This is a genomic window from Bradyrhizobium sp. AUGA SZCCT0169 (assembly GCF_018130085.1).
Classification (GTDB): Bacteria; Pseudomonadota; Alphaproteobacteria; order Rhizobiales; family Xanthobacteraceae; genus Bradyrhizobium.
Genome location: NZ_JAFCMC010000046.1, coordinates 42,966 through 58,156 on the forward strand (window position 1 = coordinate 42,966; position 15,191 = coordinate 58,156).

A 15,191-nucleotide genomic window follows, 5' to 3' on the forward strand; every position below is an offset into this window, starting at 1 on the left:
TCGGTAGAACCAGCCCGTTAGCTAATCCCTTTTGCAGAGACTCGAATTGATGGCAGCTGCTCCCGGTGTCCGGCGGACCGAACTCGGTATTGCGCTGCGCGCCTGTCGCAACGCGTTTATCGGCGTCGGCGTCATGAGCTGCATGATCAATCTGCTGTACCTGACCGGCTCGATTTTCATGCTGGAGGTCTATGACCGCGTAATTCCGAGCCGGAGCGTGCCGACCCTGATCGGCCTGGTCGTGCTCGCCGGCGGATTATACGTCGCCCAGGGCGGCCTCGACCTGATCCGGGGCCGGATTCTCGGCCGCATCGGCACCGCGCTCGATGAAGCCATCAATGCCCGCGTGTTCGATACCGTCGTGCGCCTGCCGCTGATGGTGGGCGCTCGCAATGAAGGCCTGCAGCCGCTGCGCGACCTCGATAACGTGCGCTCCTTCCTCGGCAGTCAGGGGCCGGGCGCGTTTTTCGATCTGCCCTGGCTGCCATTCTACCTCGCCATCTGTTTCGCGTTCCACTGGTTGCTGGGTCTTACCGCGCTGGTCGGCGCCATCATCCTGGTGATCCTCACCGTGATCACCGAAGTGATGTCGCGCCAGCCGGCCAAAGACGCCATGACGCTGGCGGCGCGGCGCAACGATCTGGCGGCGACCAGCCGGCGCAACGCCGAAGTGCTGGTCGCGATGGGCATGGCCGGACGGCTGACCAAGCGCTGGACCGAAGCCAACGAGAGCTATCTGGCCGGCAACCAGCGCGCCAGCGACGTCGCGGGCGGCTTAGGTGCAATCGCCAAGGTGCTGCGCATGATGCTGCAATCGGCGGTGCTGGCGGTCGGCGCCTATCTGGTGATCCATCAGGAGGCGTCGGGCGGTATCATCATCGCAGGCTCGATCCTGAGTGCGCGGGCGCTGGCGCCGGTCGATCTGGCGATCGCGCACTGGAAGGGTTTCGTCGCGGCGCGCCAGAGCTGGCATCGCCTCAACAAACTGCTCGAACAGATACCGGCGCAGAGCACCCAGACCCTGCTGCAGAGCCCGTCGAAGCGATTGTCGGTCGAGGGCGTCACCATCGTGCCGCCCGGCGATCAGCGGGTCATCGTCCAGGATGTCACTTTTGCGGTCGAGGCCGGCACCGGCGTCGGCGTGATCGGGCCCAGCGGATCGGGCAAGTCGTCGCTGATACGCGCACTGGTCGGCGTCTGGATGCCGGTGCGCGGCAAGGTGCGGCTCGATGGCGCCGCGCTCGACCAATGGTCATCAGACGTGCTCGGCCGTCACGTCGGCTATCTGCCGCAGGACGTCGAATTGTTCGCCGGCTCGATCGCCCAGAACATTTCCCGTTTCGATCCCGACGCCAAATCGGATGCGATCATCACCGCGGCCAAGGAGGCCGGCGTGCATGACATGATCATCAAGATGCGCGAGGGTTATGACACCCAGATCGGCGAGCAGGGGACCGCGTTGTCGGCCGGGCAGGCGCAGCGCGTCGGGCTGGCGCGGGCGCTGTTTGGCCATCCCTTCCTGATCGTGCTCGACGAGCCGAACTCCAACCTCGACACCGAGGGCGACGAGGCGCTGACCCGCGCGGTTCGCGGCGCGCGCGAGCGCGGCGCCATCGTGATCGTGGTGGCGCACCGGCCGATCGGCATCGAGGCGGTCGACCAATTGCTGGTGCTGAAGGACGGCCGCATGCAGGCGTTCGGGCCGAAGGAAACCGTTCTCGGCCAGGTGCTGCAGCGCGCCGTCCCGCCGCCGCCCGCGCCGATCAAGATCGTTGCCCCAGGAGCCAAATCATGAGCGAGGAGTTGAAAGGCGCCCGCCGTTCGATCCGGTCGCATCTGGTGGTCGGCCTGGCGTTGATGCTGGTGCTGGTGGGCGGATTCGGCGGCTGGGCCTCGACGGTGCCGATCTCGGGCGCGCTGATCGCGCCGGGATCGGTGGTGGTCGATTCCAACGTCAAGAAGGTGCAGCACCCGACCGGTGGCGTGGTCGGCGAAGTGCGGGTGCGCGACGGCGATACCGTCAAGGCCGGCGACGTCGTGGTCCGTCTCGACGAGACCGTGGTCAAGGCAAGCCTGGCGATCGTCGTCAAAACCCTCAACGGCCTGTTGGCGCGCGCGGCACGGCTGGAGGCCGAACAGCGCGGCACCGACAAGATCAAGTTTCCCCCGCTGCTGGCCGATCGCGCCGACGATCCCGACGTCAGGGACGTCATGGCGAGCGAGACCAAATTGTTCGAGGTTCGTGTCAACGGCCGCGCCGGGCAAAAGGCCCAGCTGCGCGAGCGGGTCATGCAGCTCAATGAGGAAATCGAGGGCCTCTCGGCGCAGGAGAAGGCCAAGGACAAGGAAATCGCACTGGTCGAAAAGGAACTGGTCGGCGTCCGCCAGCTCTACGACCAGCGGCTGATCCAGATTTCGCGCCTGACCACGCTGGAGCGCGATTCCGCCCGCCTGTCGGGCGAGCGCGCGCAGTACATCGCCTCGCGCGCGCAGGCCAAGGGCAAGATCACCGAGACCGAACTGCAGATCATCCAGATCGACAAGGAACTGGTCAGCGAGGTTTCCAAGGATTTGCGCGAGACCAACGACAAGATCGGCGAATTCGTCGAGCGCAAGGTCACCGCGGAAGATCAACTCCGCCGCATCGACATCCGGGCGCCGCAGGCCGGCATGGTGCTGCAGTCGACGGTGCATACCATCGGCGGCGTGATCACCGCAGGCGACGCCATCATGATGATCGTGCCGCAGGCCGACGATCTGTCGGTCGAAGCCAAGGTCAATCCGCAGGACATCGACAAGCTGCAGATCGGCCAGAAGACGTTGCTGCGGCTATCGGCCTTCAACCAGCACACCACGCCAGAGCTGAACGGCAAGGTCACCAGGGTGTCGGCCGACGTCACCACCGAGCAGCGCACCGGGCAAACCTATTACACGATCCGCGTCTCGCTGCCGCCGGAAGAAGTCGCCCGCCTCGGCGCCAACAACAAGCTGATTCCGGGAATGCCGGTGGAAGCCTTCGTGCAAACCGGCGACCGCACCATGTTCTCGTACCTGATGAAGCCGCTGAGCGATCAGCTGATGCGCTCGTTCAGAGAGAAGTGAGTTACTGTCGTCCCGGCCTTGAGCTCAGATGCGCAATTGCGCATCGGGGGGACCCATACGCCGTGTCGGTTATGAAGAGAGACGGTGTTTGACGACTGGTATCTACCCACGAAAGCCTGTGGTTATGGGTCCCGGCTCAAGGCCGGGACGACGAAAATCAATAGCACCGCGTGATGTTGATGGTCGTATGACCATTACGTCCGGGAACCGTGACGGGCTCCGAGGAGCAGCTCGACACGTAGGGCCGGTCGGACGGGACAACGTTCGGCGGATAGCGATGCGCCCAATCCCAGGGCACGTCATAGGTATAGGTGTAACGGATGTCGCGCGTGGTGGATTGGGGCGCTTCGACCACGGTCTCGCCATTCGACGGCGAATAGTAATAGCCGCCGCCTCCCGGCCAGAAGGTCCCGACATTGTGCCGGCGGTGATGCCCGAAACCATGGACGGCCGGTGAATGGGGGCCCGCACGCACGCCACCCGGCGCTGTTCCTGATCTTGCGAATGTATCGCCCGCGGTAAGCAAAAGCGCGGCTGCGCTGAGAGACGCGACAAGCGCCGAATGCATTCTATACGCCATGGCACATACCAATCGTTGGTTTCCAGGCGGCTCCCCCAAACCGCTCCCTGTACGCTAGGTCGGGCCTTTCGGGCCCGCAAACGCATACTTAATGATTGGTTAAGATGTAACGTTAATAGGGTCATCTTTCATCGAGTATCTGGCGATGCCGCTGCGACCAATTGGACGCGCCGGTTCCATGACAATCGATTGCGCGGAAAGACGACGGCTATGACCGCCGGTCATATTCGTCAGGTCCCATCGCCCAGGCCCATTGTTCGTGGCCGGGCGCATAGGTGCGGTTGGTCTCGGCCGGGTTGCGGTTGACCAGCGGCCGCATGAACATCGGGTGCGTGGCGCTGCGCACCTCGTGCTCGACCGTGAACAGATGCTTGCCGCTGTCGAGGTCGACGATGTCCTTGAAGCGGTACTGGTACGGGTTGTCCTCCTGTGAGACCAGATTGCGCTCCAGCAGCTTGCGGTAGGGGCCCGAGAAGTCAGTGATGTAGATCTGCACGTGGTGGCCGTCGAATTCCGGCTGCTTCCGGTCGGTCTCGCGGAACTGCAGATATTGGTCCTTGCCGGCCTTGACGCGCGCCATGGTGCCGTCGCCGTTTTTGAGTTCGGCCGGCATCCCCATGATTTCGGGGTAGAAGCCGCAGATGGCTTTCGCGGAGCCGACCGGCACGTCGAATTCGACATAGGGAATGCCGAGCGTGATGCGGCCGAAGCGCGCGGCGTTCGGCTCATAGCAGCGCACGCGATTGCCCCAGGGGCAGATCGCCTCGACATGATCGTTGTGTTCGCGATACGCGAATTTGGTACCCTCGAGCTTTTTGGCGACCGACGCCAGCCGCTCCAGCAGCGCCTCACGGCCGGAGATGACGACGCCGGTATGGCCGCGCAGCACCTGCGCCTCACCATCAGGCAGATGAAACTGGCTCTTGCCGACATTCACCCACATGTTGCTGTCCGACACCATCAGATAGGGATCGCGCGTCAGTCCGAGCCCGGTGACATAGAACAATGTCGCCAATCGCTGATCGGGCACGAAGACATTGACATGTTCGAAATGGATCGAGTTGCCGAGGTCTTCTGCGGCGCGGTCGAACGGCTGTTGCATGGCTGCGATCCCCCGAGGTTTCAGCGGATTATAGTCAGGCGTGGTGCCATGATCCAGCCGTCGCCGCGACGAGCTGGTATCTTCCCCGAGCGCATCACGGGCATCGCCGATCAGACATTTCAAAGGGTGCGGCGGATGCAGGGATTGGTGATAGGATGGTTTCGATGAGTGAGCGATCGGAAAGCCGGGATGCTGCGGCGCAGGCCGTCGTCACGGCGCGACCACAGACGGGAGCGGGTGCCGAGATGATCACAATCCCCCAACTGACCGCGCAAGCCCTGGGTTCGTTCCTGTCACGGGAAACCGAAGGACGGTTCGGCGCCTCGCATTCCGATCTGACGAAACTACTGCCCTTTGCCGCGCGGCTGACCCTGGAGTGCATCGGCAACAGCGATGCGCTGTATCACAACATCGAGCACACCATGCTGGTGACGCTGGTGGGCCACGACATCCTGGTCGGCCGCGCGCTGGCGCGCGCCACCACGGCCGACGATTACGCGAACTTCATCATGGCCTGCCTCGCCCATGATATCGGATATGTCCGCGGCGTCGTCCAGGGCGACGAGGATGACGCCTTTGTTGCTGATCTCAGTGGCCGCAAGGTCCAATTGCCGGTTGGCTCGTCCGACGCGGCGCTTGCGCCCTATCATGTCGATCGCTCAAAGCTGTTCGTGATCGAGCGACTGGATGCCGTGGAGGAAGTCGACGCGGCCCGGATTGCCCGGGCGATCGAATATACCCGCTTTCCCTACGCGACCAGCCCGAACGACGGTGATGACCTCAACGAGGAGGAAGGATTGCTGCTGCGCGCAGCCGATCTGATCGGCCAGCTCGGCGATCCCAACTACATGCGCAAGTCGAATGCGCTGTTTTACGAGTTCGAGGAAATCGGGTTGAACAAGACGCTGGGCTACGCGACGCCCGCCGACATCGTTTATCGGTTCCCGCAGTTCTACTGGACCAACGTCGCGCCGCAGATCCAGCTTGCGATCCGCTATCTCAACGTCACCTCCAGCGGCCGGCAATGGATCGCCAATTTGCACAGCAACGTCTTCCGGGCGGAGCGGGAGGTGAATCTGTCCGGACCGCAGCGATGACGCATATTCCGGCGTCGTCCCGGCGAAGGCCGGGACCCATAACCACAGGCTTCAGTGATTAGGCAAAGTCGTCGAACAGCGTCTTTCAAAACAGAGGACACGGAGTATGGGTCCCCCGATGCGCAATTGCGTATCTGAGCTCAAGGCCGGGACGACGATGGAGGTTATCGCGACAAATTCTCCAGCAACAGGCCCAGCGCCGCGCTCGCAAACTTCTGCATGTTCGCCTGCCGGTCAGCGCTGCCGGTCTCCAGCGTGAACACCGCATTCTGCGGGCCCGCGACCGCCATGCAGCTGTGGCCGGCGGCGTCGCCGTAGCGGTTGCCGGTTGGTCCCGCGGCGCCGGTCTCGGACAGGCCCCAGTCGGTGGCGAAGCGCTGGCGCACCTGGCCCGCCAGCAGTTTCGCATATGGCTCCGACGCCGAGCGGAGGCCCTTCATCGCCTCATCGGAAATGTCCATCAGGATGCGCCGCGCGTCGCGGGTATAGACCACGCCGCCGCCGAGAAAATAGGCGGATGCGCCGGGCACCGACAGCAGCGCCGCCGAGATCAGGCCGCCGGTCGAGGATTCCGCGATCGCGATGGTCTGTTTTCGCTCGATCAGTTTGACGGCGATCTTCTCGGCGATCGTTACGAGCTCTTTCATTCCTCAACTCCGGCGCAGCATGCGTTTCAGCAATGACTTCTTGTCGGGCTTGTCCGCCAGCGAATGATAGACGACGCGAATGAAGTTCGTGGAGGCGAGCTCGGTCGGCGCCCATTTCTTGTCGAGATCGGCGAACGGTTTGGCGGCCAGCACGTCGTCTTCGCTCTTGCCTTCCTTGACCAGCTTCGCCATGCGGTCCCGCGCGGTCACCAGCATGGCGCGATACTCGGTCAACGCCGCCTTGTCGGCGATCGGGCCGTGGCCCGGCACGATGCGGCTCTTGGCGTTGGTCATTTTGAGATAGGTGTTGGCCGCCGCGATCATGCCCTTGATGTTGCCGCCATTGGCGAAGTCGATGTTGGGATAGCGGCCGTTTGTGAAGGTGTCGCCGGTCGACAGCACATTGGCGGTCTTGAACCACACATAGGTGTCGCCGTCGGTATGGGCGTGGGCGATGTGCTTGAGATTGGCGACGCGGCCGGGAATCCTGATCTTGAGCGTGCCGCCGGCATAGGTCTTCTTCGGCAGCGCGCCCGCCGGAGCCGGCGGCGTCTTGACGCCGGTCAGGCCGTTGGTGGTGCCCTCCGCCAGGCGAATCTTGACGTTGACGTCGGAAACGATGGTGACGCCGTCCTTGGCGAAGGCTTCATTCCCGCCGGTGTGGTCGCCGTGATAATGCGTGTTGATGAGGTATTTGATCGGCAGGTTCGAGATGGTCGATATAGCGGCCTTGATCTTGTCGTGCAGCGGCGCGAACTGGCCATCGACCATGATGATGCCGGTCTTGCCCACCGCCACCGTGATGTTCCCGCCCTGACCCTCGAGCATGTAGACGTTGTCACCGAGATCGGTGGTCTTGATCTCGACCTTGGAGAAATCGGCCGGCGGCGGTGCTGCTGGTGGGCTAGGGGGCGCTGTCTGCGCGGCTACCGCGCCAGCCAGCAAAAGGGTGATGGCAACCGCCGTGCTTCCAGTCCGAATCATAAAAATCTCCCAAGGGCCGACCCATGTTTTCCTAGCACAGGGGGCTAGCGTTTGCCGAGTTGCGGCGCGCCGGTCAGCCTGCTTGAATGCGGCCAAAGAACCAAGCGGCGTGGCTTACAAGATGCCGTGAGACCGCGGGCGCGAGGAAACATGCAGGTGGAAACATCATGACGTCACCGATCGCAGGCGGCGTGGATTGCGACCTGCATCCCGCCGTGCCCCATCTGACCAGCCTGCTGCCGTATATGAACGACTACTGGCGCGACCAGGTGACGACGCGCGGCATGACCGATCTGGTGTCGCAATCCTATCCGGCCAATTCGCCGATCAGCGCGCGCCCCGATTGGCGTCCGGCGCAGGGCAAGCCCGGCTCCAGCCTCCGCGACATGCAAAAGCAGGCGCTCGATCGGTTTCAGGTCAGCTACGGCATCTGCAATCCCTTGTATGGCGTGCAGATGGTGTTCTCCGAGGACATGCAGGACGCCTTCTGCCGCGCGCTCAACGACTGGCTGGTGAAAGAGTGGCTCGACAAGGATTCCCGCCTGCGCGGCTCGATCGTGATCCCGACCCAGAGCGTGGAAAAATCAGTCGCCGAGATCGAGCGCTGTGCCAAAGACCCGCGCTTCGTTCAGGTGCTGATGCTCGTGATGGGCGACATGCCGCTCGGCAAGCGCGCCTATTGGCCGATCTACGCCGCCGCCGAGCGGCTCGGGCTGGCCATCGGCATCCATGCCGGATCCGCCTATCACAATCCGCCGACCTCGGTCGGCTGGGGTTCCTATCATGTCGAGGATTACGTCGCGCAGGCGCAGGCGTTCCAGACCCAGTTGACCAGCCTGATCGTCGAGGGCGTGTTCGCCCGGCATCCGAAGCTGAAGATGGTGATGCTGGAAAGTGGCTTCACCTGGCTGCCGTCATTCCTGTGGCGGCTGCACAAGTTCTGGCGCGGGGTGCGGATGGAAACGCCCTGGGTCGACCGCGCGCCGCTGGAAATTGTGCGCAGCAACATCCGCTTTTCACTGCAGCCGGTGGACGCGCCGCCGGATCCCGCCACGTTAAATCGCCTGTTCGACCATATGCAGTCGGACGAATTGCTCCTATTCTCAACCGACTATCCGCACTGGCAATTCGACGGCGACGAGGTGCTGCCGGAGGGCATTTCGCAAGATCGTGTTCGCAAGATCATGATCGACAATCCGCACGCAACCTATCCTCGTCTGACGCAGCCCGCGCTCAAGGAGGCAACGCCATGAATGTGCAGTTTCGCGCCGACCCGGCCGCTTCCACTAGCGTCAAGACCGCGATCGCCGATTGCGACATCCATCCCGCGCGCGCCACCGGGACCGAGCTTTATCCGTTCCTGGCAAAACGCTGGCATTCGCATCTCGAAACCTACGGCAAGCACGCCTATCAGGGCATGATGGAAGGCCCGCCCTATCCGAAGGCGCAGCCGAATGCCTCGCGGCGCGACGCCTATCCGCCGGAAGGCGGCAAACAAGGCTCCTCGCTGTCCTTCATGCAGAAGCAGCTGCTCGACCCCTACAATGTCGCGCTCGGCGTGCTCAATCCACTCGACACCGGGCAGGGCCTGCGCAACCACGATCTCAGCGCAGCATTGGCGACCGCGATCAACGACTGGCAGATCGAGAAATGGACCAGCAAGGATTCCCGTCTGAAGGGGTCGATCGTCGTCGGCAATGAAGACGGCCCCACCGCCGCCGCCGAGATCCGCAAACGCGCCGGCGACAAGAATTTCGTGCAGGTGCTTTTGCTGAGCCGCAATGTCGAGCCGCTCGGCCAGCGACGCTACTGGCCGATCTATGAGGCGGCGCAGGAGATCGGCCTTCCCGTCGGCGTCCATGCCTTCGGCTTCGGCGGAAATCCCATCACAGCTTCCGGTTGGCCGAGTTTTTACATCGAGGAGATGGTCGGCCATTCGCAGTGCCAGCAGACCGCGCTCGCAAGCCTGGTGCTCGAGGGCGTGTTCGAGCGCTATCCGAAACTGAAGATGGTGATGATCGAGGCCGGCTTCGGCTGGGCGCCGTCGCTTTCCTGGCGGCTGGACAAGAGTTTCGACCGGCTGCGCAGCGAGGTGCCGCATTTGAAGCGCCGCCCGTCGGAATATATCCGCGATCACATCTGGTGGACCACGCAGCCGATGGAAGATCCGGAACGCCGCGAGCATCTGTTCGAGGTGATCGAATGGATCGGCTGGGACAAGCTGTTGTTCGCGACCGACTACCCGCACTGGGATTTCGACGAGCCCTCGCGCGTGCTGCCGCCCGGCGTCAGCGACGCCAACAAGCAGGCGTTCTATCTCGACAATGCGAAGAAGCTGTACGGGATAATCTGATGGCGCGGCATGTCATTGCCCCGGTGGACGAGTTGCCGCCGGGCACACGAAAATTTCTCACCATCGACGAGCGGCCGATCGCGATCTTCAACGTCAAGGGCGAGTTCTTCGGCCTGTTGAACCGCTGCCCGCATCAGGGCGCGGCCTTGTGCGAGGGGCCGCTGATCGGGCTCGCGACTTCCTCTGATCCCGGCGAGATCGAGTATACAAAACTCGGGGAGATCATCCGCTGCCCCTGGCACGGCTGGGAATTCGATATCCGAACCGGGCAGTCCTACTGCGACCCCAAGCGCTTTCGTGTCAAAGCCTATCCCGTCAATGTCGAGCCCGGCACCAACGTGGTGAAGGGACCGTATGTGGCCGAAACGATCGCGGTGTCGGTCGAGAGCGATTACGTGGTGGTCGATCTGTAGCGGCCGCCGTTCCCGTGAACGCCGGCCGCATCGCCATCAAACAGCGTCTTTGGCAACCTTCAGCGGCGACGCCTTGACCGACTTGCTGGCCGGCTTGGCCGCGAACTCCATCGGCTCTTTCGTGAACGGATTGATGCCGCTGCGGGCTTCAGTCGCCGGCTTGTTGACGACAGACATTTTGACGAAGCCGGGAATGACGAACTCGCCGGATTCATTCAGCTCCTTGTAGCCGACGGTGGCCATCTGCTCGATGACGGCCTTGACGTCATTCTTGGAAAGCTGCGTTCCCTCTGCGATTGCATCGATCAACTGATTCTTGGTCATCTTGGCCATTGAAAATTACCTTTCTGTGTGTGGGGGAGAACGGATTGAAGCGCACGCGCTACGCTGGTTGCATAACTCGGTCTGGAGCGCGGCAAGGCCACGCAAATCGCTTCCCGTTCATGGCTGCGGTCATGAAAGCTACCGGGCTTAAAACCTATCGAGGCCCAAAACGCAAGGCGTAGATAGGCCTGTGGGGAACCGCTTCCGGATCGATCGGCACCTGCAAGAGGCTGGTAAAGTCGCTGATACCACTGGCGTCCTGCGAGGTCAGGCGCAGATAATTCTGCCCGGATCATCTTGCAATGACACAACAAAATCCCGCTGTCGCGATGACAGATGCAGGCAACAGTCGTTAGCTTCGCGCTATGTGCCTGCCGTCGACATGGATATTCAATCGCTTCATGAAAAATCCGGACGCATAAATTTCCACAACCCGGTTGGCCTCTGCCGTCTTCAACGCGCCACGCAGCAAGGCCGTGCGGCTGTAAAGAGACACACCGGAGGACGATTCAACCAGCTGCCCGTCGATGTACAGCTTCAAGATCATCCGTCCCGCCTTCTCCATATCCGGGACCGCGCGGCATGCGATCTGATGTCCTTCGAAGATCGTCTCCACTTCTTCGGTAAACACACCCATGGCCTGATCTGCTTTATCCTGTTGCCCACCGATAATTGGCGGAGGAGCTCGTCCCGAAACGTCGCCCTTGCCGCTATGGCTTCAATGTCCCTTGCAGCAGCTTGATGCCGTCGGCGAGCGCGCGCTGCATCAATAGCGTATCGACGCCGTAGGCGATCATGCGAAAGCCTTTGGCGCGGAAATCGCGCGCCCACTTCTCGTCGCCGGCGAGGAAGCCTGGCGTCTTGCCGTGTTTCTCGCAAGCCTTGACCAGCCTATCGACAGCGCTGTGGAATTTCGGATTGTCGAACTGCCCCGGGATGCCCATGAAGTTCGTCAGATCGTAGTGGCCGAGCCAGACCACGTCGACGCCATCGACCGCCGCGATCGCATCGACGTTCTCGATGCCGTCAGCGGTCTCCACCAGCGCGATCACCATCGTGCGCGCATTCGCCTCGGCGATCTTGTCGGTCTCGGCGCCGCCGGCATAGTCGTCATGCGCCGCGACATTGAACGCGGCGCCGCGACGCCCGACGGGCGGATATTTCGTGCAGCCAACGATCGCTCTGGCCTGCTCCGGCGTTTCGACCATCGGCACCATGATGCCCATCGCGCCGATATCGAGCGCGCGGGCGATGTGATGATAGTCGCCGGAGGGAACGCGCACGAGCGGCACCAGGTCGAGCCCGCGGCAGAACGCGAACTGCGCCTTCATGGTCTCGAAGCCGACGCCCGAATGCTCCATGTCGTAGAGGATGAATTCGGCGCCGGCCTCGCGGCAGATCGAAGGATAGCCGGGCGTGAAGAACTCGAACGTCATCGTTCCAAACGCGCAGCCGCCGGCCGCAAGCCGTGGTTTGATTGGGTTTGGACGCAACGGCTTTCTCCCCGATATGTTCACGCGCCCGGCATGGCGAACACGGCAACGCAGCCGGGCCACCGATCTGATATCCTGCGCCGCGAGGGCTGGTCCAGCCTCTCACGCAGATACGCGTTAGGTTATATTGATGCGTTGCATGCGCAGCAATTGAACCAAACGATTTTGTTCGTTTCGCGGGAGCGATCATGAAGAAGTGTCTTCTGGTGACGATCCTGGTGGCTCTCACCGCTACGGCTGCGGGGGCGCAGGCTCCCACCCAGGACGCACTGATCGCCCGCGCGAAATCATTCGAACTCGATACGCCCTATGTGCCGCCGCCAGGCGATCCCCTGATGCATCATGCCGCCGGATATGCGAAGGTCATGTGCTCAGCTGTATTCTTGACCGGCCTTGCGCCCGATTTCGCGGCCGGAAATGTCGGGTTTTTCACGGCGCCCTACCGGCAGCGCGCGAAGCTCGGCAAGCCGGTCATCGATCGCCTCAACAAGGCGGTCCACGTCACGCTCCCTAACGGCGTGACCCGGACGGCCAAATATCTCGGCAGCCAGGGGTGCGTCACGCTGCCGATCGGCGAGAGCGCCATGAGTTTCAAGCCGGTCGCCGTCACCAGCCGATTGCCCGATCCCGCGACCCAATTGTGGCCCATGGGCGATATGCTGCCGCAGGATCCGTTGCCGGCAGAAATCGACGCCGAGAAACTCACAGCTGCCGTGAATGCCGCGTTCCAGCCGGCCGAAGCATTGACTGCGGCGTTCGTTGTGACGTGGAAAGGCCGCCTCATTGCCGAGCGCTACGCGGAAGCCGTTACGGCGCAGACGGCGCTCGAAGGCTGGTCCATGGGCAAGAGTGTTACGGCAACGCTCTTTGGCATTCTGGTCAAGGACGGCGTCTACGATTTGAACCAGCCGGCACCGGTCCCTGAATGGCAAACGCCCGGCGACCCGCGCGCCAAAATACGCATTGCAGATCTTCTTCACATGTCGAGCGGGCTCCGGATCAGGGCGCCCCAAGACCCGGATTATGACCCAACCGGGCCTTACCCGGATCACGTCTATCTTTATACCGGCGGCGTCGATTCCTTTCGCTACGCGGCAACACGGCCATTGCAATGGCCTCCCAACACGGTCGGACGCTATCGCAACACCGATCCGGTCCTGATCAACTATCTGATCCGGCTCGGTGTTGAAAAACGCGGCGACGAATATCTCTCATTTCCTCAGCGGGTGCTGTTCGACAAGCTCGGCATCCGTACCATGGTGATCGAAACTGATCCGTTCGGAAATTTTCTGGGGCAAGGTTATGAGGTGGGCTCCGGGCGCGATTGGGCGCGGCTTGGCAATCTCTATCTTCAGGGCGGCGTCTGGAACGGTGAGCGCATTCTCCCGGAGGGCTACACCACATTCGTCAGCACGCCTGCGCCGGCCTGGGCCGCGGACAATCGGCCGATCTATGGCGCTTTTTTCTGGCTCAACAGCGACGGGCAATTTCCAGTCCCGCGCGATGCCTATTACATGGCGGGCGCTGGCGGGCAGACCACGCTGATTATTCCCTCGCACGATCTCGTCGTCGTGCGTCTCGGGCACTCTCGGGGCGAATCTTACGCCGCTTCAGGCTTCGACAAGGCGCTCGCGCTGTTGATCGAGGCCGTGCCAAGAGCACAAAAGCCCGGGGCCCAGAAGTGAATCATGCCAAAGTCGCAGCTGCGGTTGCTGTGAGCAGCGCTACGTCCCCGCACACCATCCGCGGGCATTACTGCGCCAGAAATCCAAATGCGACAATCGCAGCCACCATGCTCGCGAAAATCAGCAGTGCCGGAAGGGATTTTCGGATCACTGGCCTCGTCGAATCGCGCGCGGCCGGCAGACCGGGCTGAGGTTTGGGCCGTCTCTGGGGCCGCACGTCTTTGCCCTCTGACGTTGCGGTGCGGGCCTGTGGTTCCGGGGCCGCGCCCACGCCTCCCATCTCGCTGTAATAGGCGCCATAGACCTCGCGAACGGCCAGGGCCGTGGACTCGGCCTCGCTCATCGTCTCGAGCCGGATTCTATAGTTGGTCAGAAAGCTCTGAGCGTTTGACGGAAGGTCATCGAAACCACCGAGCTTGGCCATCATGAGCCAGGTGGCAAAATCCGCCTCGGCTTTGGTGCGAGCTTTCTTGGCGATACTGGTCTTGGAGCTAGGGGACATGGTGGTCCGATTGGTTTGTGCGCCCAAACTCGCCGGCGTTCATGGCGATCGTTGGACAGTTCGCACGTCCGAGTTTGGCACGTTTGAGACATGCCGCGGTGCTCGATTATGTCTGCTTGTGGGGTAGACCGGAAGTGGCGCGAATGCCGCAAAGCCGACCTGAAGATAAGTCCGCGGCCAGCTCGCGGATCGGCGAGAGGCCGTGGGTAAACCCGTGCGGCTACAGCGCCGTGGTCCACGAAAAGTACGTCGCCCGTTTGCCTTTAGCTCTCCGCTGGAGATGATCTGCGTTGTTCCCGATAGCCATCCAGCATTCGCCAGCGCTTCGGTGCGCATTCTTCCGATCTCACTCAATCCCCAGTTCGGAACGGGGAGAGACGGATCTATCTTCACCTGCGGATGGGTAAGGTAGCGTATGTGAGTGTTCATGATCTGGATGATGCGGCAACGAAGGCTTGTCCGCAACGGGCCTTTCTCGGACCTCGCGCTGCGGGACGTTGCTTCTCTCTCCTCGTCATTGCGACCCGTTGGCTCGCAACGACGGCTGAGTGCGACATTCTGACCCGACGGGCAAATCACTTCCGATTTACGGAAGTTGTGTCAAGCCCCGAAATAAAAAATATTTCTGTTTACCAGAATGAAAATCAAGTGCACATATCTGCCCATCCCGTCCTACTCAGAAGGGCGTCGGCCGTCGTCACGGACGTTGGACGGGTTGCGGTGGACGCTGGTTTGCGCTGAGACGATGGCGTGGACTAAGCGTACGGCAGTGTGGTCCTGGCACCCGTTGCAGGTGTCAAGCTGTCGGCTCAGCGCAAGCTGAACCGGCAGCGACGGAGTCAACCAAGAACTCGTCTCCGGGGAGAGCACGGCATAAGCCGTAAAGCCATTGCGCAGGGAAGGCCGGGT

Annotated in this window: 15 protein-coding genes; 7 read left to right on the plus strand and 8 right to left on the minus strand. The window is 62.2% G+C overall.

What is annotated here, in order from left to right:
* The first annotated feature begins 49 nt into the window (after positions 1 to 49).
* Positions 50 to 1,795, plus strand: a complete 1,746-nt coding sequence (locus JQ609_RS31545; protein ID WP_212209394.1) for a type I secretion system permease/ATPase — start codon at positions 50 to 52, stop codon at positions 1,793 to 1,795.
* The gene (locus tag JQ609_RS31550; RefSeq protein WP_212276567.1) at positions 1,792 to 3,102 is read left to right on the plus strand and encodes an HlyD family type I secretion periplasmic adaptor subunit; all 1,311 of its coding nucleotides are present in this window, start codon (positions 1,792 to 1,794) and stop codon (positions 3,100 to 3,102) included. The genes JQ609_RS31545 and JQ609_RS31550 overlap by 4 nt, the downstream gene beginning before the upstream one ends.
* A 157-nt stretch (positions 3,103 to 3,259) precedes the next feature.
* Here the strand turns inward: JQ609_RS31550 and JQ609_RS31555 are convergent, their stop codons facing one another.
* Together JQ609_RS31555 and JQ609_RS31560 are read right to left on the minus strand one after the other, a co-directional pair.
* Positions 3,260 to 3,577, minus strand: a complete 318-nt coding sequence (locus tag JQ609_RS31555) for a hypothetical protein (RefSeq protein WP_312014918.1) — start codon at positions 3,575 to 3,577, stop codon at positions 3,260 to 3,262.
* Between the two features lie 313 nt (positions 3,578 to 3,890).
* Positions 3,891 to 4,784, minus strand: a complete 894-nt coding sequence (locus JQ609_RS31560) for a hypothetical protein (RefSeq protein ID WP_212276569.1) — start codon at positions 4,782 to 4,784, stop codon at positions 3,891 to 3,893.
* Between the two features lie 245 nt (positions 4,785 to 5,029).
* On the opposite strand from JQ609_RS31560, the gene JQ609_RS31565 reads away from it, so the two are divergent.
* Positions 5,030 to 5,881, plus strand: coding sequence for a metal-dependent phosphohydrolase (locus JQ609_RS31565; protein ID WP_212276577.1), 852 nt, complete (start codon positions 5,030 to 5,032; stop codon positions 5,879 to 5,881).
* 164 nt (positions 5,882 to 6,045) lie between these two features.
* Here JQ609_RS31565 and JQ609_RS31570 read toward each other — a convergent pair whose 3' ends face one another.
* Both JQ609_RS31570 and JQ609_RS31575 read right to left on the minus strand, forming a co-directional pair.
* A complete protein-coding gene (locus tag JQ609_RS31570) occupies positions 6,046 to 6,528 on the minus strand; it encodes a CinA family protein (RefSeq protein ID WP_212276570.1) in 483 nt (160 codons plus the stop codon).
* A gap of 3 nt (positions 6,529 to 6,531) precedes the next feature.
* Complete coding sequence (locus JQ609_RS31575; RefSeq protein WP_212276571.1) at positions 6,532 to 7,512, minus strand: MBL fold metallo-hydrolase; 981 nt, start codon at positions 7,510 to 7,512, stop codon at positions 6,532 to 6,534.
* 167 nt (positions 7,513 to 7,679) lie between these two features.
* Here JQ609_RS31575 and JQ609_RS31580 point away from each other — a divergent pair, with 167 nt between their 5' ends.
* From JQ609_RS31580 to JQ609_RS31590, 3 genes are read left to right on the plus strand one after another with little or no spacing between them, the layout of a single operon-like run.
* On the plus strand, positions 7,680 to 8,765 hold the full coding sequence (locus tag JQ609_RS31580; protein ID WP_212276572.1) for an amidohydrolase family protein: 1,086 nt from the start codon (positions 7,680 to 7,682) through the stop codon (positions 8,763 to 8,765).
* Positions 8,762 to 9,865 (plus strand): amidohydrolase family protein, encoded by a 1,104-nt coding sequence (locus JQ609_RS31585; RefSeq protein ID WP_212206026.1) that lies wholly within the window; start codon positions 8,762 to 8,764, stop codon positions 9,863 to 9,865. Before JQ609_RS31580 ends, JQ609_RS31585 begins: the two co-directional genes overlap by 4 nt.
* Positions 9,865 to 10,278, plus strand: a complete 414-nt coding sequence (locus JQ609_RS31590; protein ID WP_211999336.1) for a Rieske (2Fe-2S) protein — start codon at positions 9,865 to 9,867, stop codon at positions 10,276 to 10,278. The genes JQ609_RS31585 and JQ609_RS31590 overlap by 1 nt, the downstream gene beginning before the upstream one ends.
* Positions 10,279 to 10,314: 36 nt before the next feature.
* Here the strand turns inward: JQ609_RS31590 and JQ609_RS31595 are convergent, their stop codons facing one another.
* The 3 genes from JQ609_RS31595 to JQ609_RS31605 all read right to left on the minus strand — a co-directional run bounded on the left by JQ609_RS31595 (position 10,315) and on the right by JQ609_RS31605 (position 12,095).
* On the minus strand, positions 10,315 to 10,611 hold the full coding sequence (locus JQ609_RS31595; RefSeq protein WP_212206028.1) for an HU family DNA-binding protein: 297 nt from the start codon (positions 10,609 to 10,611) through the stop codon (positions 10,315 to 10,317).
* A gap of 343 nt (positions 10,612 to 10,954) precedes the next feature.
* A complete protein-coding gene (locus tag JQ609_RS31600) occupies positions 10,955 to 11,239 on the minus strand; it encodes a hypothetical protein (protein ID WP_212276573.1) in 285 nt (94 codons plus the stop codon).
* 73 nt (positions 11,240 to 11,312) lie between these two features.
* Positions 11,313 to 12,095, minus strand: coding sequence for an HpcH/HpaI aldolase/citrate lyase family protein (locus JQ609_RS31605; RefSeq protein WP_212276574.1), 783 nt, complete (start codon positions 12,093 to 12,095; stop codon positions 11,313 to 11,315).
* Positions 12,096 to 12,283: 188 nt separating this feature from the next.
* On the opposite strand from JQ609_RS31605, the gene JQ609_RS31610 reads away from it, so the two are divergent.
* Positions 12,284 to 13,780 (plus strand): serine hydrolase, encoded by a 1,497-nt coding sequence (locus JQ609_RS31610; protein WP_212276575.1) that lies wholly within the window; start codon positions 12,284 to 12,286, stop codon positions 13,778 to 13,780.
* A gap of 67 nt (positions 13,781 to 13,847) precedes the next feature.
* Here the strand turns inward: JQ609_RS31610 and JQ609_RS31615 are convergent, their stop codons facing one another.
* Positions 13,848 to 14,282: a hypothetical protein gene (locus JQ609_RS31615; RefSeq protein WP_212276578.1), complete on the minus strand. Its 435-nt coding sequence runs from the start codon at positions 14,280 to 14,282 to the stop codon at positions 13,848 to 13,850.
* Positions 14,283 to 15,191 lie beyond the last annotated feature (909 nt).

What these genes read in the sequence shown, in the direction of transcription:
- JQ609_RS31610 (WP_212276575.1), top strand. Translation starts at nt 12,284, where the DNA reads ATGAAGAAGTGTCTTCTGGTGACGATCCTGGTGGCTCTCACCGCTACG.
- JQ609_RS31580 (WP_212276572.1), top strand. Translation starts at nt 7,680, where the DNA reads ATGACGTCACCGATCGCAGGCGGCGTGGATTGCGACCTGCATCCCGCC.
- JQ609_RS31590 (WP_211999336.1), top strand. Translation starts at nt 9,865, where the DNA reads ATGGCGCGGCATGTCATTGCCCCGGTGGACGAGTTGCCGCCGGGCACA.
- JQ609_RS31595 (WP_212206028.1), bottom strand. Translation starts at nt 10,611, where the DNA reads ATGGCCAAGATGACCAAGAATCAGTTGATCGATGCAATCGCAGAGGGA.
- JQ609_RS31585 (WP_212206026.1), top strand. Translation starts at nt 8,762, where the DNA reads ATGAATGTGCAGTTTCGCGCCGACCCGGCCGCTTCCACTAGCGTCAAG.
- JQ609_RS31570 (WP_212276570.1), bottom strand. Translation starts at nt 6,528, where the DNA reads ATGAAAGAGCTCGTAACGATCGCCGAGAAGATCGCCGTCAAACTGATC.
- JQ609_RS31575 (WP_212276571.1), bottom strand. Translation starts at nt 7,512, where the DNA reads ATGATTCGGACTGGAAGCACGGCGGTTGCCATCACCCTTTTGCTGGCT.
- JQ609_RS31600 (WP_212276573.1), bottom strand. Translation starts at nt 11,239, where the DNA reads ATGGGTGTGTTTACCGAAGAAGTGGAGACGATCTTCGAAGGACATCAG.
- JQ609_RS31615 (WP_212276578.1), bottom strand. Translation starts at nt 14,282, where the DNA reads ATGTCCCCTAGCTCCAAGACCAGTATCGCCAAGAAAGCTCGCACCAAA.
- JQ609_RS31565 (WP_212276577.1), top strand. Translation starts at nt 5,030, where the DNA reads ATGATCACAATCCCCCAACTGACCGCGCAAGCCCTGGGTTCGTTCCTG.
- JQ609_RS31560 (WP_212276569.1), bottom strand. Translation starts at nt 4,784, where the DNA reads ATGCAACAGCCGTTCGACCGCGCCGCAGAAGACCTCGGCAACTCGATC.
- JQ609_RS31550 (WP_212276567.1), top strand. Translation starts at nt 1,792, where the DNA reads ATGAGCGAGGAGTTGAAAGGCGCCCGCCGTTCGATCCGGTCGCATCTG.
- JQ609_RS31545 (WP_212209394.1), top strand. Translation starts at nt 50, where the DNA reads ATGGCAGCTGCTCCCGGTGTCCGGCGGACCGAACTCGGTATTGCGCTG.